Source organism: [Enterobacter] lignolyticus SCF1, assembly GCF_000164865.1.
In the GTDB taxonomy this organism is placed as follows: domain Bacteria; phylum Pseudomonadota; class Gammaproteobacteria; order Enterobacterales; family Enterobacteriaceae; genus Enterobacter_B; species Enterobacter_B lignolyticus.
Genome location: NC_014618.1, coordinates 2079572 through 2100853 on the forward strand (window position 1 = coordinate 2079572; position 21282 = coordinate 2100853).

At 57.6% G+C, this 21282-nt stretch carries 21 protein-coding genes, 1 pseudogene and 1 riboswitch; of the genes and pseudogenes, 13 read left to right on the forward strand and 9 right to left on the reverse strand.

Translation table 11 applies throughout. The features are described 5' to 3' along the window. Window positions 1-118 precede the first annotated feature (118 nt). From mgrB to rlmA, 6 genes and pseudogenes are all read left to right on the forward strand, one after another. Entirely contained in the window at window positions 119-265 is a 147-nt protein-coding gene (mgrB, locus tag ENTCL_RS09820; RefSeq protein ID WP_013365964.1) for a PhoP/PhoQ regulatory lipoprotein MgrB, read from the forward strand. Between the two features lie 73 nt (window positions 266-338). After that, complete coding sequence (locus ENTCL_RS09825) at window positions 339-638, forward strand: YebO family protein (protein WP_044611938.1); 300 nt, start codon at window positions 339-341, stop codon at window positions 636-638. A 609-nt stretch (window positions 639-1247) separates the two neighbouring features. After that, window positions 1248-1392: pseudogene (locus tag ENTCL_RS22920) on the forward strand (DUF2627 domain-containing protein). Window positions 1393-1404: 12 nt separating this feature from the next. Next, the gene (gene cspE / locus ENTCL_RS09830) at window positions 1405-1614 is read left to right on the forward strand and encodes a transcription antiterminator/RNA stability regulator CspE (protein ID WP_001062678.1); all 210 of its coding nucleotides are present in this window, start codon (window positions 1405-1407) and stop codon (window positions 1612-1614) included. Window positions 1615-1818: 204 nt separating this feature from the next. Then, window positions 1819-3552: a peptidoglycan glycosyltransferase FtsI gene (gene ftsI / locus ENTCL_RS09835; RefSeq protein ID WP_013365966.1), complete on the forward strand. Its 1734-nt coding sequence runs from the start codon at window positions 1819-1821 to the stop codon at window positions 3550-3552. A 61-nt stretch (window positions 3553-3613) separates the two neighbouring features. Continuing rightward, window positions 3614-4408 carry a 23S rRNA (guanine(745)-N(1))-methyltransferase gene (rlmA, locus tag ENTCL_RS09840; protein WP_013365967.1) on the forward strand — a complete coding sequence of 265 codons (795 nt, stop codon included), beginning with the start codon at window positions 3614-3616 and terminating at the stop codon, window positions 4406-4408. On the opposite strand, the gene mntP is transcribed toward rlmA, so the two are convergent. The 5 genes from mntP to manX all read right to left on the reverse strand — a co-directional run bounded on the left by mntP (window position 4405) and on the right by manX (window position 8559). Then, complete coding sequence (mntP, locus tag ENTCL_RS09845) at window positions 4405-4968, reverse strand: manganese efflux pump MntP (protein WP_013365968.1); 564 nt, start codon at window positions 4966-4968, stop codon at window positions 4405-4407. The two genes, rlmA and mntP, sit on opposite strands and share 4 nt — an antisense overlap. 3 nt (window positions 4969-4971) lie before the next feature. Further along, window positions 4972-5163: riboswitch (yybP-ykoY riboswitch) on the reverse strand. A gap of 198 nt (window positions 5164-5361) precedes the next feature. Continuing rightward, entirely contained in the window at window positions 5362-5820 is a 459-nt protein-coding gene (locus ENTCL_RS09850; RefSeq protein ID WP_013365969.1) for a DUF986 family protein, read from the reverse strand. 54 nt (window positions 5821-5874) lie between these two features. After that, on the reverse strand, window positions 5875-6726 hold the full coding sequence (locus ENTCL_RS09855) for a PTS mannose transporter subunit IID (RefSeq protein ID WP_013365970.1): 852 nt from the start codon (window positions 6724-6726) through the stop codon (window positions 5875-5877). A gap of 12 nt (window positions 6727-6738) precedes the next feature. After that, complete coding sequence (locus ENTCL_RS09860; protein WP_013365971.1) at window positions 6739-7539, reverse strand: PTS mannose/fructose/sorbose transporter subunit IIC; 801 nt, start codon at window positions 7537-7539, stop codon at window positions 6739-6741. Window positions 7540-7599: 60 nt separating this feature from the next. Continuing rightward, window positions 7600-8559: a PTS mannose transporter subunit IIAB gene (gene manX, locus ENTCL_RS09865; RefSeq protein ID WP_013365972.1), complete on the reverse strand. Its 960-nt coding sequence runs from the start codon at window positions 8557-8559 to the stop codon at window positions 7600-7602. Between the two features lie 451 nt (window positions 8560-9010). Here manX and yoaE point away from each other — a divergent pair, with 451 nt between their 5' ends. Further along, entirely contained in the window at window positions 9011-10570 is a 1560-nt protein-coding gene (yoaE, locus tag ENTCL_RS09870) for a CNNM family cation transport protein YoaE (protein WP_013365973.1), read from the forward strand. 86 nt (window positions 10571-10656) lie between these two features. Here the strand turns inward: yoaE and sdaA are convergent, their stop codons facing one another. From sdaA to pabB, 3 genes are all read right to left on the reverse strand, one after another. Next, window positions 10657-12021 carry an L-serine ammonia-lyase gene (gene sdaA / locus ENTCL_RS09875; RefSeq protein WP_013365974.1) on the reverse strand — a complete coding sequence of 455 codons (1365 nt, stop codon included), beginning with the start codon at window positions 12019-12021 and terminating at the stop codon, window positions 10657-10659. A gap of 174 nt (window positions 12022-12195) precedes the next feature. After that, window positions 12196-12774, reverse strand: a complete 579-nt coding sequence (locus ENTCL_RS09880; protein WP_013365975.1) for a CoA pyrophosphatase — start codon at window positions 12772-12774, stop codon at window positions 12196-12198. Window positions 12775-12777: 3 nt separating this feature from the next. Further along, entirely contained in the window at window positions 12778-14133 is a 1356-nt protein-coding gene (pabB, locus tag ENTCL_RS09885) for an aminodeoxychorismate synthase component 1 (RefSeq protein WP_044611939.1), read from the reverse strand. A gap of 86 nt (window positions 14134-14219) precedes the next feature. On the opposite strand from pabB, the gene ENTCL_RS09890 reads away from it, so the two are divergent. Then, window positions 14220-14399, forward strand: coding sequence for a YoaH family protein (locus tag ENTCL_RS09890; RefSeq protein ID WP_013365977.1), 180 nt, complete (start codon window positions 14220-14222; stop codon window positions 14397-14399). Between the two features lie 6 nt (window positions 14400-14405). Here the strand turns inward: ENTCL_RS09890 and ENTCL_RS09895 are convergent, their stop codons facing one another. Beyond that, window positions 14406-14750 carry a RidA family protein gene (locus ENTCL_RS09895; protein WP_013365978.1) on the reverse strand — a complete coding sequence of 115 codons (345 nt, stop codon included), beginning with the start codon at window positions 14748-14750 and terminating at the stop codon, window positions 14406-14408. Between the two features lie 132 nt (window positions 14751-14882). Here ENTCL_RS09895 and ENTCL_RS09900 point away from each other — a divergent pair, with 132 nt between their 5' ends. From ENTCL_RS09900 to rnd, 5 genes are all read left to right on the forward strand, one after another. Continuing rightward, on the forward strand, window positions 14883-16793 hold the full coding sequence (locus ENTCL_RS09900; RefSeq protein ID WP_013365979.1) for a DNA repair helicase YoaA: 1911 nt from the start codon (window positions 14883-14885) through the stop codon (window positions 16791-16793). Window positions 16794-16860: 67 nt separating this feature from the next. After that, window positions 16861-17556, forward strand: coding sequence for a tRNA (adenosine(37)-N6)-threonylcarbamoyltransferase complex dimerization subunit type 1 TsaB (tsaB, locus tag ENTCL_RS09905; protein ID WP_013365980.1), 696 nt, complete (start codon window positions 16861-16863; stop codon window positions 17554-17556). Between the two features lie 40 nt (window positions 17557-17596). Further along, window positions 17597-18184 carry a Slp/YeaY family lipoprotein gene (locus ENTCL_RS09910; RefSeq protein WP_013365981.1) on the forward strand — a complete coding sequence of 196 codons (588 nt, stop codon included), beginning with the start codon at window positions 17597-17599 and terminating at the stop codon, window positions 18182-18184. 205 nt (window positions 18185-18389) lie between these two features. After that, window positions 18390-20075, forward strand: coding sequence for a long-chain-fatty-acid--CoA ligase FadD (gene fadD / locus ENTCL_RS09915; protein WP_044611940.1), 1686 nt, complete (start codon window positions 18390-18392; stop codon window positions 20073-20075). A gap of 73 nt (window positions 20076-20148) precedes the next feature. After that, window positions 20149-21282 (forward strand): ribonuclease D, encoded by a 1134-nt coding sequence (gene rnd / locus ENTCL_RS09920; RefSeq protein ID WP_157865538.1) that lies wholly within the window; start codon window positions 20149-20151, stop codon window positions 21280-21282.

Consider the following 21282-nt stretch of genomic DNA (forward strand, 5'->3'; position numbering starts at 1 on the left):
GGATCATGCTCTGAAACAAGTCGATGATTCCTAAAATGATCGGAACCTATTACAGTTAGCCGCGGTTTAAGATTAGCATGCTAACCTGTTCACAGGTTGCAGTTACCCGGAGAGTGGAGTGAAAAAGTTACGCTGGATCATTGTGATCGTTGTTCTGCTGATCGCCTGTCTGCTGCTGTGGACGCAGACGATCAACGTGTTGTGCGATCAGGATGTGCAGTTTTTCAGCGGTATTTGTACCATCAACAAGTTCATTCCCTGGTAGACCATTTTTCTCACAGGTGATTTTCTTCCTCAGCCTGAGTGGTAGAATAATGGCTTCTTTTTGAGGTGGTGAGATGATGGAAGTAATCAGTTCCGGAGTAATGGGCATGGCCCCGCTGGTCATGTCTCTTCTGGTTGTTGTCGTTGGGTTGGTTTTGTGGTTTTTTGTTCGCCGCGCCAGCGCCCGCAGCAATGAGCAAATCGAGTTACTGGAAGCGTTGTTAGATCAGCAGAAGCGTCAGACTGCGCTGTTGCGCCGTCTTTGCGAAGCGAATGAGCCGGAAAAGGAAGCGTCGGCAGAGCAGGATGCGTCTGCGCAGGCGGCGCAGGAAGATGAGGACGACGGTTTTATTCGCCTTGTCGCTGAACGCTGAAGCGCGGTACATTCCCGGTATCAATCCGTTACCGGGAATCCCTCCCCTGAGATTCATATACCCGTCTGTCATACATTATTGCGATATTGTATTAATCGCTCCGGCGTACGTTAATTTGTGAATTATTGCTGATTTTGTTTAAGCCTGACGGCAGTTTTTTTTATGTGCCGGCGTTTTCGCCGCAGCGAAACGTTTTTATTGCGCTATTTCGTAGATGTCATCAAATTTTCATTATTGTGATGCATTATCGATAATAATTATCTATGGTCGCCGGACGAGATTTTTTTTAACATAGCGTGTTTTTTGTGCGACATAATTATGCATGATTGTTTCTAACTTTAGAAAAATTCAGGTTTACGCGCTTGCGATCTGGACGGCGCAAAGTTGACGCGCTATGGTAGAAAAGTCGCGCAAAACCGAGAGCTTGACGGATGTTATGGGCAGGCATAGCGATTCGCTAAGCGTTGTCGGGCACGCATAACTGTGCAGGCGATCAACGCTTAGTTCTCTAATTTGTGCGACCGATCCAGACACGTTTAAAAATGGCTTGCCATAATTTACGTTGTGTGTGATAACACGTTTTGGGTTAAACGAGGTACAGTTCTGTCTATGTGTGGCATTTTCAGTAAAGAAGTCCTGAGTAAACACGTTGTCGTTGAATACCGCTTCTCTGCCGAACCTTATATTAGTGCCTCATGCAGTAATGTCTCAGTTTTATCTATGTAAGTGCCCACGGGCGAAGAAAACATTCTAAGGAATTTTGCAAATGGCAAAGATTAAAGGTCAAGTTAAGTGGTTCAACGAGTCCAAAGGTTTTGGGTTCATTACTCCGGCTGATGGCAGCAAAGACGTGTTCGTACACTTCTCTGCAATCCAGGGTAACGGCTTCAAAACTCTGGCTGAAGGCCAGAACGTTGAGTTCGAAATTCAGGACGGCCAGAAAGGCCCGGCAGCTGTTAACGTAACCGCTATCTGATTACGAATCCACTGATCTCATTGAAATCAGCCATAAAGCCTCGCGTAATGCGGGGCTTTTTACTGCATGTTGCAAATTGTGTCTGCATCTCTCGTCCGGTCGCGCTTTGTTGCAAAATCCTGTGATTATTAGCACTGTTTATCGGTTTTCCGTCATGTGTTTCGTGTTAAATCATGAGGTTGCAACTAATCATCAGGAGCCGGAGTGCAAAACCATCGCTTTACCATCCCCCCTTTTCGTTTTGGACTGCTGTGCGTGGGGATCCTCTGCTGTTTAGGACTCTTGCTGGCCCGCATCGGCTGGCTGCAGATCGTTTCGCCAGACAACCTCGTCAGGCAAGAGGATTTGCGCTCATTGCGCGAAGAAACAATCGATGTGCCTCGCGGCATGATAACCGACAGGGAAGGGCGGCCGCTGGCGGTAAGCGTACCGGTGAGCGCTATCTGGGCGGATCCGCAGACGGTGCTGGAAAAAGGAGGCGTTGGCTACAGCGCGCGCTGGCAGGCGCTGGCGAATGCGCTGCATCTGTCGCTCGCCGAGCTGTCTTCCCGCATCGTGCAGCATCCGCATTCCCGCTTTTTATATCTGGCGCGCCAGGTCGACCCGCAGCAGGCTGACTGGATCGATAAGCTGCATCTGCCGGGAATCAACCTGCGCGAGGAGTCGCGCCGCTTTTATCCGGCGGGGCACGTGGCGGCTAACCTGCTCGGCTTTACCAATATTGATGACCAGGGCATCGAAGGGGTGGAGAAGAGCTTTAACGCGCAGCTGCAGGGGAAGCCGGGCCTGCGGCTGGTGCGCAAAGACAAGCACGGCAAAGTTATTGAGAACCTGACCGAAGTGACGCCGGTACCCGCGCACAATCTGCAGCTCAGCATCGACGAGCGCCTGCAGACCGTGACGGAAGACGCACTGGATAACGCGGTGCGCTGGAACAAGGCGGAGTCCGGCGCGGCGGTGCTGATTAAAATTGATACCGGCGAAATTCTGTCGATGGCGAGCTTCCCGGACTTTAACCCCAATAACCGCGACAGCGCGACGCTGGATGATTTCCGCAACCGCGCCATCAGCGACACCTTCGAGCCGGGTTCGACGGTGAAACCGCTGGTGCTGATGACGGCGCTGCGTCAGGGCATTGTGCAGCCGGACAGCGTGGTGGATACCCACCCCTATATGCTGGACGGTCACCGTATCCGCGACGTGGGCTATTACCCTGAGCTTAGCCTCACCGGCATTTTGCAAAAATCGAGCGACACCGGCGTGTCGAGGCTGTCGCTGGCGATGCCGATTCAGCGGTTGCTCGATACCTACAGCGCCTTCGGTTTTGGTCAGCCGACCGGTCTGGGGCTGACCGGTGAAAGCCAGGGGTTCTTACCCCAGCGCCGCTTCTGGAGCCAGCTCGACCGGGCGACCTTTGCCTTTGGGTATGGACTCATGGTGACGCCGCTGCAGCTGGCCCACGTCTACGCCACCATCGGCGGCTTTGGTATGGAGCGGCCGCTGTCGATTACCCGTATCGACCCGCCGGTCATCGGGCGCCAGGTGATGTCGCCGGAGATTGTGCACCAGGTCGAGCATATGATGGAAAGCGTGGCGCTACCGGGCGGCGGCGGGATCAAGGCGGCGGTTCGCGACTACCGGGTGGCGGTGAAAACCGGTACCGCCAAGAAGATCGGCCCTGACGGGAAGTACGTGGACAAGTATGTCGCCTACACGGCGGGCGTGGCGCCCGCCAGTCGCCCGCAGTTTGCGCTGGTGGTCGTGATAAACGATCCGCAAAATGGCGATTACTACGGCGGCGCGGTTTCGGCCCCGGTGTTCAGCCAGATCATGGGCGACGTCCTGCGTCTGGAAAACGTCATGCCGGACGGCATTGCGCCAGGATCGGAGAATCTTATCGTGATGCACCGCAGCGATAGTCAGGCGCCGACGCTGTAATACTTCATCCCGGGGGCGTATAGCGGTACACTTGCGCCCTTTCCCTGATACCGGAGTTCCTATGTCCTGGAGTTGCCCACTTTGCCATGCGCCGCTGACCCGCCAGCAAAACAGCTACGTCTGCCCCCAACGCCACCAGTTTGACCTGGCGAAAGAGGGGTACGTTAATCTGTTGCCGGTGCAGCATAAACGCTCGCGCGATCCGGGCGACAGCGCGGAAATGATGCAGGCGCGCCGGGCGTTTCTTGATGCCGGGCACTATCAGCCGTTGCGCGACGCCATCAGCGCGCTGCTGCAAAGCGTATCGCCTGCGCAGATCCTCGATATCGGCTGTGGGGAAGGGTATTACACCCATGCGTTTGCCGCGCTGGCGCAGCGGACGTGGGGTCTGGATGTGTCAAAATCCGCCGTACGCGCAGGAGCGAAACGCTATCCGCAGGTCGAGTTTTGCGTGGCCTCAAGCCAGCGGCTGCCGTTTGTCGACGCCTGTATGGATGCCGTCGTGCGTATCTATGCCCCCTGCAATCCGCATGAGCTTGCCAGGGTAGTGAAAGTGGGTGGGGTGGTGATTACCGCAACGCCGGGTCCGCGGCACCTGATGGAGCTAAAAGGACTGATATACGACGAAGTACGGCTGCACGCGCCGAACGATGAGCAGCTGCCCGGCTTTTTGCTGGTTCAGGAGTCGGCGCTCGCCTACCCGATGACGCTCAGCGGCGCGGAGGCGGTCGCCCTGCTGCAGATGACGCCGTTCGCCTGGCGGGCGAAACCGCAGGTCAGGGAGCAGCTTGCGCAGAAAGCGCAGTTTGACTGCCAGACCGATTTTGTGATTCAGGTCTGGCGTCGGGAAGATTAACCAGCGAAGTGGCTCCAGAGGATCTGGCTGCCGATGCCGATAAGGACGATACCGCCGAGGATTTCGGCGCGTTTGCCGAGCAGCGGGCCAATATAACGCCCGACCATAATGCCGAGGGTGGACATCAGGAAGGTAGCGCAGCCGATGGCCAGCGCGGTCAGCAGAATGTTCGCCTGCAGGAAAGCCAGACCCACGCCAACGGCCATGGCGTCGAGGCTGGTGGCGATAGCGGTGGTGACCAGCAGCCAGAAGCCGTGACGATGCGGGATCTCCTCATCGTCATCGACGCCGCGAAACCCCTCGACGATCATTCGTCCGCCGAGAAATACCAGCAGAACAAACGCTATCCAGTGGTTCCATTCCAGCACGAACTGGCTGGCCAGCATGCCCAGCCCCCAGCCGATAAGCGGCGTCAGTGTTTCAATGCTGCCGAAGATAAGACCGGTGCGCAGCGCTTCAGAAAATTTGGGTTTATGCAGAGTGGCGCCTTTCCCGATGGAGGCAGCAAAAGCGTCCATCGACATACCGAAGGCAAGGAGAATAGTGGCTGAGAGATTCATCGTGAGTCCTGACCGGGGATAATCCATATGACACATCACTGCCCCCAGTAAACAGCAGTTGATGTATCAATGGTCTCGCCTGAGCACCTTCGGCAATGCAGAAGATGATCCGTATACGCCACGTTTTTTTAAACGAGTATGTTGACGTATACATTTCCCGGGTAAGGAAATCGGCTACTCCCCAACGACGGGCGCAACCTTAACATAATTTTAGAAACTAAAACAACAATGCGCGGCTAATATTTTCCTGGTTAATTGATAACGATTTGCATTTGAATTGATTGGTAATGAAAACGTTAAAAATAAACGTATGGTTTTGTTGGGAGATATAGCCAGAGCTATAGTTTTTCATGCGCAAAATAACTGCATGTATAGCTTTGGCTATATTATAACTTATTGAGTTTTAATGAGAAGGTGATAGATTTTTTCGAGGTCGTCAATGTTTTTAACGCGAATAAGCAGGCGCCGTTGCTCTAATTGCATTACCAGCACGCCGTCTTCCGATAAATTCATCTCTTTAATGCGGTTATATTCTATCCACACATTATTAAAGAAAAAACCGTGTGACTTAAAGATTATGTGCGGAACGCGTATCCAGAACAGATATAACCCCATCAGGGCCAGCGCGCTTAATAACCATGTGGTCATTAATTCACCGTGGCTGTTGATGTTGTTATAAATCAGAATGGCCACCAGACCAACGAAGATCAGGCCATCCGCGCGTCCGCGGCGGAGCAGGGGAATTGAGAGCAGGACGGGGCCGTTGCGGCGCGGCATGATGAATTGGTCATAAACGGCGTAGGCCATCAGAGCAATGATAAACAGCACCAGCACCAAATCCGTGATTGTCATTAAGCCTCCGAAATAAAAAAACCGGGGGCAAGCCCCCGGCGTACAGCAGCGTTATTACAGACCCAGCAGGCCGATGGCGTAGCCCACGATACCGATGACGAAGAAGCCAACGATGATCCACAGCGGGTTTACTTTCTTACGCAGCAGCCACATGCAGGCGAAGGTCAGCAGCAGAGGCACCAGGCCAGGCATCAGCTGGTCAAGGATAGTCTGCACGGTTGTCACGTGAACCTGGCCGTCAGAACCGGTGATTTTAGACACCACCAGCGGGATGTTCACGTGCGTCCATTTGTTAACCAGCGCCCCCATGACAAACAGGCCGAGGATTGACGCCCCCTCAGTCAGTTTTTGCAGGAAGCCGCCGCCCATGTCCTTAACGATGTCCACGCCTTTACGGTAGCCGTAGGCGATACCGTAGTAGAGAGTCGCCAGACGTACGATGTTGAACAGGAAGAAGAACAGCAGCGGACCCAGCAGGCTGCCGCTCATCGCGATGCCGGCGCCCAGCGCCGCAAATACCGGACGAACGGTACCCCAGAAGATCGGGTCGCCGACGCCTGCCAGCGGCCCCATCAGACCAACTTTGATACCGTTGATGGCGCCGTCGTCGATTTCTGCGCCGTTTGCACGCTGCTCTTCCATCGCCAGCGTAACGCCGAGCACCGGCGCCGCGACGTACGGATGGGTGTTAAAGAACTCAAGGTGGCGTTTAATCGCCTGTTTACGCGCGTCGTTGTTTTCCGGATACAGGCGCTTGATGGCCGGCACCATGGAGAAACAGAAGCCGAGCGCCTGCATACGTTCGAAGTTCCATGACCCCTGGAACAGGTTCGAACGGAGGAACACGCCACGAATATCACCCGGGGTGAGTTTTTTCTCGGTGGTAGTTTTAGTCATATCAACCATTTCGCTCACCTGTTAGTCCAGTTCGTTATCAAGGGAGTTATCACCAGCAGCCTGCGCCGGCGCACCAGCAGAGCGGTTGTATTTCGGGCTCAGCTGGATGTAGAGGATTGCCATGACGGCGCCAATGACGCCCAGAGCAACCAGGTTGAAGTTGGTGAATGCCGCGGTAACGAAGCCGAGGTAGAAGAACGGCATCAGGTAGCCCGCGCGCATCATGTTGATAACCATCGCATAACCAACGACCACGATCATGCCGCCGGCGATGTTCAGACCGCTGGTAACGACTTCAGGAATCGCGTTCAGCATGCCCTGAACTTCGCTGGTGCCAACGGAAACCGCAACGATAACCGCCGGAATAGCGATACGCATTGCCTGCAGGAACAGGGAGGAGACGTGGATCCAGGACAGCGCCGTCAGGTTGCCGGTATCGGCCGCTTTATCCGCCGCGTGCTGGAACGCCACGGTGATAGTACGAACGATAATGGTCAGGACCTGACCTGCCGCCGCCAGCGGGATAGCCAGCGCGATACCGGCGCCAATGCTTTGATGGCCGGCGATAACCAGAACGGTCGAAATGATAGAGGCCAGCGCCGCATCAGGGGCAACCGCCGCACCGATGTTCATCCAGCCCAGCGCGATCATCTCAAGGGTACCACCGATGATAATACCGGTTTTCATATCGCCCAGAACCAGACCGATCAGGGTACAGGCCACCAATGGACGGTGGAACTGAAATTCATCAAGTACGGACTCCATACCCGCAATACACGCGACGATGAACACCAGCACAATCTGAAGAGTGGTAATCTCCATTGTACTTCTCCTATAACATAAGCCTTAAGTGTGAAAATTGGTTAAGAGCCAGCGCTGGCGTTATTTTGTCACCTTGCTGATAAGCTCCATCATTTTCAGTCTCGGATCGTTGGAAACCTTACGGACTTCCAGTTCGATACCGCGATCGTTCAGTTTCTTAAACGCTTCGATATCTTTTTCATCGACTGAAACGGCGTTGTTCACCTGGGTTTTGCCCTGGCGGAACGCCATACCGCCGATGTTGACGGAGGTGATCTTCACGCCGCCCTCGACGATGCGCTCAACGTCGGTCGGGTTGGTAAACAGCAGCATGACGCGATCGCCTGCGTATTTCGGGTTGTTGTAGACGCGGATCATCTTCTCGACATCAACGACGTGCGCGGTGACGCCCGGAGGCGCAACCTGGGTCAGCAGCGTCTTGCGAACGGTATCCGCCGCCACTTCGTCACTGACGACGATGATGCGGGAAACGTTGGTCTCTTTGGTCCAGCGGGTGGCGACTTGTCCGTGAATCAGACGGTCATCGATACGTGCGAGGCCGATAACCATATAATCATTCGGACCCATCGGTTTCGCAGGCGCGGCGGCCTTCGGCGCTGGGGCAGGCGCGGCTTTTTCCGCCGGTTTCGCTTTCAGCGCTTTCACGCCGTCGCGACCGGTTTCAACGGCGATAGCCACCAACTCGTCAAAGGCCGGGTTATCGTCACGCGCCATCAGCGTTTCAACCAGCATCGGGATGTTTACGCCAGCAATAACTTCATACTGTTCTTTATCGACAACAATACGGCTTGCCGCGTTGAACGGGCTTCCTCCCCATGTATCGACAAGAAACAGCACGCCTTTGCTGGTGTCGAGTTTCGCCAACTGGGCGTTGTATTTCTCAATAATCGTTTCAGCGTTTTCGCCTGGTACGAAATCGATCCAGCCGACGTTTTCCTGCTCGCCCAACAACATTTCCGCTGTTTTAAGCAGTTGTTCTGCAGCCCAACCATGTGTGCCTATTACAATAGCAATCGTCACTTGCTACCTCCTTTATTATCGAGATGCATCATTATCACTGATACATATGAACCGTTGGCTGTAACCGAATCGATTCAGATAAGGGTTAGAGAATGAAAACCAATGACTTCCGCGAATTATTTTAGATAGTGAAAAAATAATTAATGTGATGAAGATCCGTAATTTAGTTATAGACGAAGAACAATTTTGAAGCGCGAAATAACGCTTTTTTTGCAAAGACGGGTAAATCTTTGCGCTAAACCACGAATGTTTGCTATGTTTAGCGCCTGTTTAATCACACAGGAGTACAGGGTTTAACCCACCATATGGACCGTCACCGACGTCAATTCACCCACAGGCAGTATAGTGCCTGTCATACCGGCTCGCCGCGCCACGCTGATATTTCTTACATTATTGTTATGCCTGCGAATGTCATCAGGATGACAAACCGTGCTCACCACAGGAGCCAGACATGGAATTCTTAATGGATCCGTCAATCTGGGCAGGCCTGCTGACGCTGGTCGTCCTTGAGATTGTGCTGGGTATCGATAACCTGGTTTTTATCGCCATTCTTGCCGACAAGCTGCCGCCAAAACAGCGTGATAAAGCACGCCTGATGGGGCTGTCGCTGGCGCTGGTCATGCGTCTTGTGTTGCTGTCGGTTATCTCGTGGTTGGTTACGCTGACCAGTCCGCTGTTCACCGTGTGGGATTACTCCTTCTCAGGGCGTGATTTGATCATGCTGCTGGGCGGCCTGTTCCTGCTGTTTAAGGCGACCACGGAGCTGCACGAGCGGCTTGAAAACCGTCAGCATGATTCCGGTCATGGCAAAGGCTACGCCAGCTTTTGGGTCGTGGTGCTACAAATAGTCGTGCTGGATGCGGTGTTCTCGCTGGATGCGGTCATTACGGCGGTCGGGATGGTGAACCATCTTCCGGTGATGATGACGGCGGTGGTTATCGCCATGGCGGTGATGCTGCTGGCCTCTAAGCCGTTGACGCGATTCGTCAACCAGCACCCGACGGTGGTGGTGCTCTGCCTGAGCTTCCTGCTGATGATTGGCCTGAGCCTCATCGCGGAAGGTTTCGGCTTCCATATTCCGAAAGGTTACCTGTACGCGGCGATTGGCTTCTCCATCATCATTGAGCTGTTTAACCAGATTGCTCGCCGTAACTTTATTCGTCACCAGTCCGCGCTGCCGCTGCGCGCCCGCACGGCTGACGCTATTCTGCGCCTGATGGGCGGACGTAAGCAGGTATCGGTTCAGCACGATGGCGAAAGCCCTGCGACGGTGCCGGTGCCGGAAGGCGCGTTTGCTGATGAAGAGCGCTATATGATCAACGGCGTGCTGACCCTGGCGTCACGCTCGCTGCGCACCATTATGACGCCGCGCGGCGAAATCAGCTGGGTTGACGCCTCTCTGGGCGTGGATGAAATCCGCGAGCAGCTGCTCTCCTCGCCGCACAGCCTGTTCCCGGTGTGCCGCGGGGAGCTGGACGAAATTATCGGTATCGTGCGGGCGAAAGAGATGCTGGTGGCGCTTGAGGCAGGAGAAGATGTTGCGGCTATCGCCGCAGGCTCTCCGGCGATCATCGTCCCGGAAACCCTGGACCCGATTAACCTGCTGGGCGTGCTGCGCCGCGCCCGCGGCAGTTTCGTCATTGTCACCAATGAATTTGGCGTGGTGCAGGGGCTGGTCACGCCGCTGGACGTGCTTGAGGCCATCGCCGGCGAGTTCCCGGATGCCGATGAAACCCCGGAAATCGTGATTGATGGCGACGGCTGGCTGGTGAAAGGGACGACGGACCTGCACGCCCTGCAGCAGGCGCTGGGCCTTGATGGCCTGGTGAACGATGATGACGATATTGCTACCGTCGCAGGACTGGTGATCGCGGTTAACGGTCAGATCCCGCGGGCAGGCGATGTCTTTACCGTCGGAACGCTGCAGATAACCGTCATGGAAGCCAATGACTACCGCGTCGATATGGTTCGTATCGTAAAAGAAAGGCCGCACGACGAGGAGCAGGATTAAGACTTTTTGCGGGTGAGCATCGCGTGGCGTATTTAAGCTACGCTATGAAATAAATCGCCCATCCGGGGAGGATGGGCGAGAAGATGTTAGTCACACTGAACTTTGATCGCCAGACCGCCGCGAGAGGTTTCACGGTATTTGGCGTTCATGTCTTTCCCCGTCTCGTACATGGTCTCAATGACCTTATCCAGAGAAACACGCGGTTCGCTGGTGCGGCGCATTGCCATACGGGCGGCGTTGATCGCTTTTACCGAGGCGATAGCGTTACGCTCGATACACGGTACCTGAACCTGTCCGGCCACCGGGTCGCAGGTCAGCCCCAGGTTGTGCTCCATGCCGATTTCCGCCGCCACGCAAACCTGCTCCGGGCTGGCGCCAAGCAGTTCGGCCAGACCCGCCGCCGCCATTGAACAGGCCACGCCGACTTCGCCCTGACAGCCGACTTCCGCGCCGGAAATGGAGGCGTTCATCTTGTACAGCGCGCCGATAGCGCCCGCCGCCATAAAGTAGCGGATGTAGATATCCGGGCTGACGGGTTCGATAAAGTGATCGTAATAGGCCAGCACCGCCGGAACGATGCCGCACGCGCCGTTGGTGGGCGCCGTGACGACGCGGCCGCCGGCGGCGTTTTCTTCGTTAACCGCCAGCGCGAACATGTTCACCCAGTCGATAACGTTCATCGGATCGGTAGACAGCTTATCGCTGGCGACCAGCATACGGCGCAGGGCAGAGGCGCGACGCGGTACGCGCAGCGGCCCCGGCAGAACGCCTTCGGTATTCATCCCGCGATCGATACAGGCCTGCATGGTCTGCCAGACGTTGGCGAAATACGCGTCTATCTCCTGCTTGCTGTGCAGCGCCAGCTCGTTGTGCATCACCATGCCGGAGAGCGACAGGCCGGTCTCTTTGCAGTAGCCGAGCATGTCAGTCGCCGATTTAAACGGATAAGGAACGTTCAGCTCGCTGCTGCTGTCCTTGCCGAAATGCTCTTCGTCGACGATGAATCCACCGCCGATAGAGTAGTACGTTTTGCTGTAGACGACCTTATCGCCGACGAGGGCATGGATCTGCATGCCGTTCTCGTGCAGGGACAGATTGTCGCTGTGAAAACGCATGCCGTCGTTCAGCGGGAAATCGACTTCCCGACGACCGCGCGCCAGCGGCAGCTTGCCGCGGGTTTCAACATCGCGAATAAACGCCGGGATGGCGTCGATGTCCACGGTATCCGGCATGTTGCCCGCCAGACCCATGATAATGGCGATATCGGTATGGTGGCCTTTACCGGTTAAAGACAATGAACCGTAAACGTCAACCACCACGCGGGTGACGTCATCAATCAGTCCCTTTTCGACCAGGTCATCGACGAACTGCTTCCCGGCCTTCATGGGGCCTACGGTGTGGGAGGACGAGGGGCCAATCCCCACCTTAAACATGTCGAATATACTAATCACGCTAACACTCCTGACAGGGTTACCGAAAGGTTCCGGTAACGATGTAATAACTGCGCATAGTGTAAGAGGGAACACCGCGGGCAGCTTAACTATTCACATGAATTAAACTAATGCCTTGCCCCGGTTTTACTAATGCCGGATCGCAGAAGGACATCGCCTGTACCCACAGTATAGTTAAGGCTTCATGCCAATTTGTAACGCCAGTTCACGAATAATGCCTGCGGTCATTCCCCAGACAAAATAATGCTGATACCAGGAGAGCCAGACCCGGTGCGCGTTGCCGCGGCGATGAATATCCAGCGGGTGGTAGCGCCCCAGTCTTAACGCTTCGGCAAGCGGCATTTCAAAGACGGCGGAGACTTCATCAACGCTGGCGTGATAGTGCAGATTGGGGGGGATAATGCCGACGACCGGCGTCACCTGGAAACCGGTGACGCTGTCGATGGGCGGCAGCACGCCGATCACCTCGACCGACGCGGGCGGAATGGCGACTTCCTCCTGCGCTTCACGCAGCGCGGCGGCAATCAGCGACGCGTCGCTGCTGTCGACCGCGCCGCCAGGGAACGCCACCTGACCCGCATGCTTGCGCAACAGCGGCGAACGCTGGGTCAGCAGCAGGCCCGGCTGTTCGCGCCGCACGATAGGGATCAGTACGGCAGCCTTGCGCTGATTCAGCGTGGCGCGCGCGGGCTGCGGGCGCAGCAGCTGAAAGCGGGAGATAAAATCATCAAGATTCAGGGCCGGGCTGTCCATCGGTTAACGCTCCAGTTGCTGCAGAATACGATTCACTTTATCAAACGTTTCCTGATATTCCGCCTCTTCCTCGCTGTCGGCCACAATACCGCCGCCCGCTGAGCAGTATATCTGCCCGCCGGTCGCCGTCAGCGTACGGATAGTGATGCTGGTGTCCATCGTGCCGCAGAAGCTTATATAGCCGATGCTGCCGCACCATGCGTTACGCCGCTGCGGCTCGAGCTCATCGATTATCGCCATGGCGCGGATCTTCGGCGCGCCGGTGATAGAACCGCCGGGAAACGCAGCGCGAAGCAGGTCGCTGGCGTTAAGCGATGCGGGCAGCTGCGCGCTGATGGTGCTGACCAGATGATGCACGGCCGGAAAGGGTTCGACAACGAACAGTTCCGGCACCCGCACGCTGCCGGGCACCGCCACGCGGCCGATGTCGTTACGCATCAAATCGACGATCATCAGATTTTCCGCCCGGTCTTTCGGCGACGCACGCAGCTTCTCCGCCTGCTCCGCGTCGCGCTGCGGGTCGGCGAGCCGGGGCAGGGTGCCTTTGATGGGGCGCGTCTGGATATGGCCCTGCGCAAGGCGGATAAACCGCTCCGGCGACAGGCTCAGAATCGCGCTGTCCGGGAGACGAAGAAAGGCGCTGAACGGGGCGCGGTTAACGCGGTTGAGCTGGCAAAACGCCTGCCACTCGTCGCCGCGGTAGCTCGCCTGAAAGCGCTGAGCGAGGTTGACCTGATAGCAGTCTCCGCTGTGCAGATAGGCCTGCACCTGGCGAAATTTCTCGCCGTATACCGCCCGCGACATGTTGGAACGCCAGGGCGAGGTCAGGGCGAAGTCGCCTTCGGCGGGGGCGCTCAGGGTCTCCAGCCACGCCAGGCGCTGCTGGGGATCATCGTAACTTAGCAGCGACACCCGCTGACGCGCGTTGTCGACGATCAGCGCCCAGCGATAGATGCCGATCGCCATATCGGGGGCGGCAATATCGGCCTGCGCGATGGCTGGCAGCGTTTCAAAGCGACGGCCTAAGTCATAGCCGAACAGGCCCAGCGCGCCGCCCTGAAACGGCAGGTCGTCGCTGGCGGCGGGGCGGATGCCGCAGTCATCCAGCGCCTGCTGCAACAGCAGCAGCGGGTCGTCCGTCGACGTGCGGGTCGAACCGCTGCTGTCGAGGGTAGTGATCTCGCCGCAGGTGGTGAGCGTCATGACCGGGTCGGCGACCAAAATATCGAAGCGGTTGTGCGGATGCCGGGCATTGCCGGAGTGCAGCAGCATTGCCCACGGCGTAGCGTGCAGCGGGGTAAAATAGCGTTCAGCGGCATCAGCGCGCCAGGGCAGCGTAATGACAGAAGGGGACAACATCGACCTCAATTCAGATAGCACCGTCCACTGGCGAACCCCGGGACGGCATGAAATAATAAGCGTCCACAATGTAGCAGGAGTTCACCATGTTTGCAGGTTTACCTTCACTGAGCCACGATCAGCAGCAGAAAGCGGTCGAGCGTATTCAGGAGTTAATGGCCCAGGGAATGAGCAGCGGCCAGGCGATCGCCCTTGTCGCCGAAGAGCTGCGCGCCAGCCATACCGGCGAACGGATCGTGGCGCGCTTTGAGGATGAAGACGAGTAGTCCGCCTCAGACGGCGGCGATGATTTTGATCTCGACCTTGTACTGCGGCTTCATCAGGCCTGCCTGCACGGTGCAGCGCACCGGCGCATGGCCGGCAACCACCCACGCATCCCAGGCCTGGTTCATGGCGGCGAAATCGCTTTTGTCGGCGAGGAAAATGGTGGCATCAAGAATGCGGGTTTTGTCGCTGCCCTGTTTTTGCAGCACCGCGTCGATCTGCGCCAGCGTATTCGCCGTCTGCTCAAACGCCTGCGCCTCCAGATTTTCCGGCACCCCGGTGTAGTAGAGCGTCTGGTTGTGGATGACTACATCAGACCAGCGGGCTTCAGCATCAATACGCGTAATCGTCATTTCAGTTTCCTTATGTATGGTTCCATCAATCCGTCGCAAGACTGCCATATTGTCCGGGCGCTGTCACCCGTTTGGCTGGCGTTTGCCGGGTCTCCCTGACATAATCACCTGTGTAAAAATACAGGGGGCAGCGTGACAGACGATTTTGCAACAGACGGCCAGCTCGCGAAAGCGATACCGGGATTCAAGCCGCGCGAGCCGCAGCGCCAGATGGCGCTGGCGGTGACGGAGGCCATCGACGACGCCCGGCCGCTGGTGGTTGAGGCAGGGACCGGCACCGGGAAAACCTATGCCTACCTGGCGCCCGCGCTGCGCGCCGCAAAGAAGGTGATAATCTCGACCGGATCGAAGGCGTTGCAGGACCAACTCTACAGCCGCGACCTGCCGACCGTTGCCCGGGCGCTGGATTTTCGCGGCAAAACGGCGCTGCTGAAAGGGCGCTCCAACTACCTGTGCCTTGAGCGTCTTGAGCAGCAGGCGCTGGCGGGCGGCGACCTGCCGGTACAAACCCTGAGCGATGTCATTTTGCTGCGCAGCTGGGCGACGCAAACCGTCGACGGCGATATCAGCACCTGCGCAAGCGTAGCGGAAGACTCTCAGGCCTGGCCGCTGGTGACCAGCACCAACGATAACTGCCTCGGCAGCGACTGCCCGCTGTATAAAGACTGCTTTGTGGTAAAAGCGCGTAAAAAAGCGATGGACGCCGACGTGGTGGTGGTCAACCATCACCTGTTTCTGGCCGATATGGTGGTCAAAGAGAGCGGGTTCGCGGAGCTTATCCCCGAGGCGGAAGTGATGATTTTCGATGAAGCGCACCAGCTTCCGGATATCGCCAGCCAGTATTTCGGCCAGTCGCTCTCAAGCCGCCAGCTGCTCGATCTGGCTAAAGACATCACCATTTCCTACCGCACCGAATTAAAAGATACCCAGCAGCTGCAAAAATGCGCCGATCGGCTGGCGCAGGCCACCCAGGATTTTCGTCTGCAGCTGGGCGAGCCGGGGTATCGCGGCAACCTGCGCGAGCTGCTGGCCGACAGCGGCATCAGCCGGGCGCTGCTGCTGCTCGATGACGCGCTTGAGCTGTGCTATGACGTCGCCAAACTCTCGCTCGGCCGCTCCGCGCTGCTGGACGCCGCCTTTGAGCGCGCCACGCTGTACCGCAGCCGTCTGAAGCGCCTGAAAGAGACTAACCAGCCGGGCTACAGCTACTGGTATGAATGCACCTCGCGCCACTTCACGCTGGCGCTGACGCCGCTGACGGTCGCCGATAAGTTCAAAGAGGTGATGGCGCAAAAACCGGGGAGCTGGATTTTTACCTCCGCAACGCTCTCGGTAAACGACGATCTTCACCACTTTACGATGCGGCTTGGCATCGACGAGGCGCAGTCTCTGCTGCTGCCAAGCCCGTTCGATTATGCCCGGCAGGCGCTGCTGTGCGTACCGCGTAACCTCCCTTCGCCAAACCAGCCGGGGGCGGCGCGCCAGCTGGCGGCCATGCTGCGCCCGATGATTGAGGCCAATAACGGCCGCTGCTTTATGCTCTGCACCTCGCACGCCATGATGCGCGATCTTGCCGAACAGTTTCGCGCCACGCTGACGCTGCCGGTCCTGATGCAGGGGGAAACCAGCAAAGGACAGCTGCTGCAGCAGTTCGTCAGCGCGGGCAATGCGCTGCTGGTGGCGACCAGCAGCTTCTGGGAAGGGGTGGACGTGCGCGGCGACGCGCTGTCGCTGGTGATTATCGACAAGCTGCCGTTTACCTCGCCGGACGATCCGCTGCTTAAAGCGCGGATGGAAGACTGCCGTCTGCGCGGCGGCGATCCTTTCGACGAGGTCCAGCTGCCGGATGCGGTGATCACCCTCAAGCAGGGCGTCGGGCGGCTTATCCGCGACGTTGACGATCGCGGCGTGCTGGTCATTTGCGACAACCGGCTGGTGATGCGTCCATACGGCGCGGTGTTCCTCGCCAGCCTGCCGCCGACGCCGCGCACGCGCGACATCCGCCGGGCGGTGCGCTTCCTGGCGGTGCCATCGGCGCGGTAATTTGTGATGAACTGTGGTAAGATGCGCGCCATTTTGTTGATAAGCTATTGCGAGAGCGCAACATCCTATGCGAATCCTGGCTATTGATACCGCGACCGAGGCCTGCTCTGCGGCCCTGTGGAACGACGGTAGCACGTCTGCTCACTTCGAGCTTTGCCCCCGAGAACACACCCAGCGCATTCTGCCCCTGGTTCAGGACATCCTGAACGAGAGCGGCGTGATGCTGACGGAACTTAACGCGCTGGCCTTTGGCCGCGGCCCCGGCAGTTTTACCGGCGTGCGTATCGGTATCGGTATCGCGCAGGGGCTGGCGCTGGGCGCCGGTCTGCCGATGATCGGCGTGTCGACGCTGATGACCATGGCGCAGGGCGCCTGGCGGAAAACGGGCGCCACCCGCGTGCTGGCGGCGATTGACGCGCGTATGGGCGAAGTCTACTGGGCGGAGTACGTGCGCGATGAGCAGGGCGTCTGGCTGGGCGAAGCCAGCGAGGCGGTGCTCAAGCCGGAGGCGGTCGCGGAGCGCTTAACGCAGCTGACGGGCGAATGGGCGATGGTCGGCACCGGCTGGAAAGCCTGGCCGGAAATGGCGCAGAGCGCGGCGGCAACGCTGGTTGACGGCGAAGTTCTGCTGCCGGCGGCGGAAGATATGCTGCCCATCGCGGTTCACCTGCTGGCGGAAGGGAAAACCGTCGCCGTTGAGCACGCCGAGCCAGTTTATTTGCGCAATGAAGTTGCATGGAAGAAACTTCCGGGCCGTGAATGAATCTTAGTGGATGAGGACTAAGCATTTTAGGAGCTGCATCATGGCGGGTAATAAACAGTGGGGACGCTGGCTGCTGGCTGGCGTTATTGCCGCAGCGTTAAGCGGTTGTGTATCCGTACCGGATGCGATTAAGGGAACGAGCCCAACGCCGCAGCAGGATCTGGCGCGCGTGATGGCGGCGCCGCAGCTGTACGTCGGCCAGGAAGCCCGCTTTGGCGGCAAGGTCGTGAACGTGCTGAATGAAAACGGCAAAACGCGGCTGGAAATTGCCACCGTACCGTTAGACGACGGCGCCCGTCCGGAGCTGGGCACTCCCTCCCGTGGACGCATTTATGCTGACGTTGCCGGGTTCCTTGACCCGGTCGATTTCCGCAATCAGCTGGTGACCGTCGTCGGTCCCATCACCGGAACGGTAAAAGGTAAAATTGGCGAATCGCCATATACCTTTATGCTGATGCAGGCGACGGGTTACAAGCGCTGGAATGTGACGCAGCAGGTGGTTATGCCGCCGCAGCCTATCGACCCGTGGTACTGGGGACCGGGGCCATACCCGCGCCGTTACGGCTACGGCGGCTGGGGGTGGTATAGCCCTGGCCCTGCCACGGTACACACCATTGTAACCGAATAAGTTGTTGTTTTTAGACTTAAAAGAAACAGCGGCCCGTCCGCTGTTTCTTTATTAGTAACGTCATAAGAAAAATAAATAGTGACGCGCTTCGCAACCTGAAATCCGATTAATTAATAAACTGGTACGCTGAGTTAATATAATGTTAACGGCTTGTTTATTAACAGGGGTTGTGATGACGACGAATTCTCATTTTAGAGGTGATGCATTGAAGAAGGTTTGGCTTAAGCGTTATCCCGCCGATGTTCCGGCGGAGATCAATCCTGACCGTTATCAATCCCTGGTAGAACTGTTCGAACACTCGGTAACTCGCTACGCCGATCGGCCCGCGTTTATCAATATGGGCGAAGTGATGACCTTCCGTAAGCTGGAAGAGCGCAGCCGCGCGTTTTCCGCTTATCTTCAGCAGGGGCTCGGCCTGAAAAAGGGTGACCGGGTGGCGCTAATGATGCCCAACCTGCTGCAGTACCCGGTGGCGCTGTTCGGTATTCTGCGCGCCGGGATGATCGTGGTGAACGTCAACCCGCTGTACACGCCCCGCGAGCTGGAGCATCAGCTTAACGACAGCGGCGCGGCGGCGATTGTTATCGTCTCCAACTTTGCCCATACGCTGGAAAAGGTCGTCGACAAAACGCAGGTAAAACACGTGATCCTGACGCGGATGGGCGATCAGCTCTCCACCGCCAAAGGCACGCTGGTGAATTTTGTCGTCAAATACATCAAGCGGCTGGTGCCGAAGTACCATCTGCCGGACGCCATCTCGTTTCGTCGCGCGCTGCATCAGGGCTACCGAATGCAGTACATCAAGCCGGAGGTGGTCGCCGAAGACCTGGCCTTCCTGCAGTATACCGGCGGCACCACCGGCGTGGCGAAGGGGGCGATGCTGACGCACCGCAACATGCTTGCCAACCTTGAGCAGGTGAACGCCACCTATGGCCCGCTGTTCAACCCGGGGAAAGAGCTGGTGGTCACCGCGCTGCCGCTTTACCATATTTTCGCCCTGACCATGAACTGCCTGCTGTTCATCGAGCTCGGCGGGCAAAACCTGCTGATTACCAACCCGCGCGATATTCCAGGGCTGGTGAAGGAGATGGCGAAGTATCCGTTTACCGCGATAACCGGGGTTAACACGCTGTTCAACGCGCTGTTGAACAACAAAGAGTTCCAGCAGCTGGATTTTTCCACTCTGCGCCTGTCCGCCGGCGGCGGTATGCCGGTACAGAATGTGGTGGCCGAACGCTGGGTGAAGCTGACCGGGCGCTATCTGCTGGAGGGTTACGGCCTGACGGAGTGCTCGCCGCTGGTGAGCGTCAACCCGCACGATATCGATTATCACAGCGGCAGCATTGGTCTGCCGGTGCCGTCAACCGATGCGAAGCTGGTGGACGATGACGACAATGAGGTCGCGCCGGGCGAACCCGGCGAGCTGTGCGTGCGCGGGCCGCAGGTGATGCTGGGCTACTGGCAGCGTCCGGACGCCACGAACGAGATAATCAAAGACGGCTGGCTGCACACCGGCGATATCGCGGTAGTGGACGATGAGGGCTTCCTGCGCATTGTCGATCGCAAAAAAGATATGATTCTGGTCTCCGGCTTCAACGTTTATCCGAATGAAATTGAAGACGTGGTGATGCAGCACGCTGGCGTACAGGAAGTGGCCGCCATCGGCGTACCTTCCGGCAGCAGCGGCGAAGCGGTCAAAATTTTTGTGGTGAAAAAGGATCCGGCCCTCACCGAAGAGGCGCTGATTACCTTCTGCCGCCGCCAGCTGACGGGCTATAAGGTGCCGAAGCTGGTTGAGTTCCGCAGCGAGCTGCCGAAATCCAACGTCGGCAAAATTTTGCGACGAGAACTTCGTGACGAAGCGCGTGCTAAAGTGGAAAATAAAGCCTGAGCTACGTGTAAGTCGCCCGAAGACGCCGGCTAAGCCGGCGTTTTTTATGGGCGCAAACTATAGAGAAAGCAGATTGAACTACCAAATGATAACTCAGGACGATGCGTTAAAAGCCGCCTGTGACGCCGCGCGCGGCGCCCCTGCAATTGCGCTGGATACCGAATTTGTTCGCACCCGCACCTATTACCCGCAGCTTGGCCTGATTCAGATGTATGACGGCGACAGCGTTGTGCTGATCGACCCGCTGAGCATTACCGACTGGACGCCGTTTCGCGACCTGCTGCTGGACGGCGCGGTGACCAAATACCTGCACGCGGGCAGTGAAGACCTGGAGGTGTTCCTTAATACCTTTGGCGTACTGCCTGAACCGCTGATTGATACGCAAATCCTGGCCGCGTTCTGCGGTCGCCCAATGTCATGGGGATTTGCCGCCATGGTGGAGGAGTACACCGGGATTGCGCTGGATAAAAGCGAATCGCGCACCGACTGGCTGGCGCGCCCCCTTACCGAGCGGCAGTGCGATTACGCCGCCGCCGACGTCTGGTACCTGCTGCCGATCGCCCATAAGCTGATGGCGGAAACCGAGGCCAGCGGCTGGCTTCCCGCCGCGCTGGATGAGTGTCGTCTGATGCAGCAGCGCCGTCGCGAGGTGGTATCGCCGTCCGAGGCCTGGCGCGACATCTCCAACGCCTGGCAGCTGCGCACGCGTCAGCTTGCCTGTCTGCGGCTGCTGGCCGACTGGCGTCTGCGCAAAGCGCGCGAGCGCGATCTGGCGGTCAACTTCGTGGTGCGTGAGGAGCATCTGTGGAGCGTCGCGCGCTATATGCCTGGCAGCATGGGCGAGCTTGACAGCCTCGGGCTTTCCGGCAGCGAGATTCGCTTCCACGGTAAGACGCTGCTGGGGCTGGTCAGTACCGCGCAGGCGCTGCCGGAAGACGCGCTGCCGGAGCCGCTGCTGAACCTGATGGATATGCCGGGATACCGCAAGGCCTTTAAAGAGATTAAAGCGCTGGTGCAGGACGTCAGCAAAGAGAAGGGCGTCAGCGCCGAGCTGCTGGCCTCGCGTCGTCAGATTAACCAGCTGCTGAACGCGCACTGGGGTCTTAAGGCGTCAAACGGCGTACCGGAAATGCTGGCGGGATGGCGGGGAGATATGATGGCCGGGAAGCTTAATACGCTGCTGGACGCGTACCCGCGCCAGGGCTAG

What these genes read in the sequence shown, in the direction of transcription:
- ENTCL_RS09860 (WP_013365971.1), bottom strand. Translation starts at nt 7,539, where the DNA reads ATGGAGATTACCACTCTTCAGATTGTGCTGGTGTTCATCGTCGCGTGT.
- ENTCL_RS09880 (WP_013365975.1), bottom strand. Translation starts at nt 12,774, where the DNA reads ATGGACAGCCCGGCCCTGAATCTTGATGATTTTATCTCCCGCTTTCAG.
- ENTCL_RS09825 (WP_044611938.1), top strand. Translation starts at nt 339, where the DNA reads ATGATGGAAGTAATCAGTTCCGGAGTAATGGGCATGGCCCCGCTGGTC.
- rlmA (WP_013365967.1), top strand. Translation starts at nt 3,614, where the DNA reads ATGTCCTGGAGTTGCCCACTTTGCCATGCGCCGCTGACCCGCCAGCAA.
- pabB (WP_044611939.1), bottom strand. Translation starts at nt 14,133, where the DNA reads ATGTTGTCCCCTTCTGTCATTACGCTGCCCTGGCGCGCTGATGCCGCT.
- ENTCL_RS09850 (WP_013365969.1), bottom strand. Translation starts at nt 5,820, where the DNA reads ATGACAATCACGGATTTGGTGCTGGTGCTGTTTATCATTGCTCTGATG.
- ENTCL_RS09855 (WP_013365970.1), bottom strand. Translation starts at nt 6,726, where the DNA reads ATGGTTGATATGACTAAAACTACCACCGAGAAAAAACTCACCCCGGGT.
- ENTCL_RS09890 (WP_013365977.1), top strand. Translation starts at nt 14,220, where the DNA reads ATGTTTGCAGGTTTACCTTCACTGAGCCACGATCAGCAGCAGAAAGCG.
- tsaB (WP_013365980.1), top strand. Translation starts at nt 16,861, where the DNA reads ATGCGAATCCTGGCTATTGATACCGCGACCGAGGCCTGCTCTGCGGCC.
- ENTCL_RS09910 (WP_013365981.1), top strand. Translation starts at nt 17,597, where the DNA reads ATGGCGGGTAATAAACAGTGGGGACGCTGGCTGCTGGCTGGCGTTATT.
- mntP (WP_013365968.1), bottom strand. Translation starts at nt 4,968, where the DNA reads ATGAATCTCTCAGCCACTATTCTCCTTGCCTTCGGTATGTCGATGGAC.
- ENTCL_RS09895 (WP_013365978.1), bottom strand. Translation starts at nt 14,750, where the DNA reads ATGACGATTACGCGTATTGATGCTGAAGCCCGCTGGTCTGATGTAGTC.
- yoaE (WP_013365973.1), top strand. Translation starts at nt 9,011, where the DNA reads ATGGAATTCTTAATGGATCCGTCAATCTGGGCAGGCCTGCTGACGCTG.
- cspE (WP_001062678.1), top strand. Translation starts at nt 1,405, where the DNA reads ATGGCAAAGATTAAAGGTCAAGTTAAGTGGTTCAACGAGTCCAAAGGT.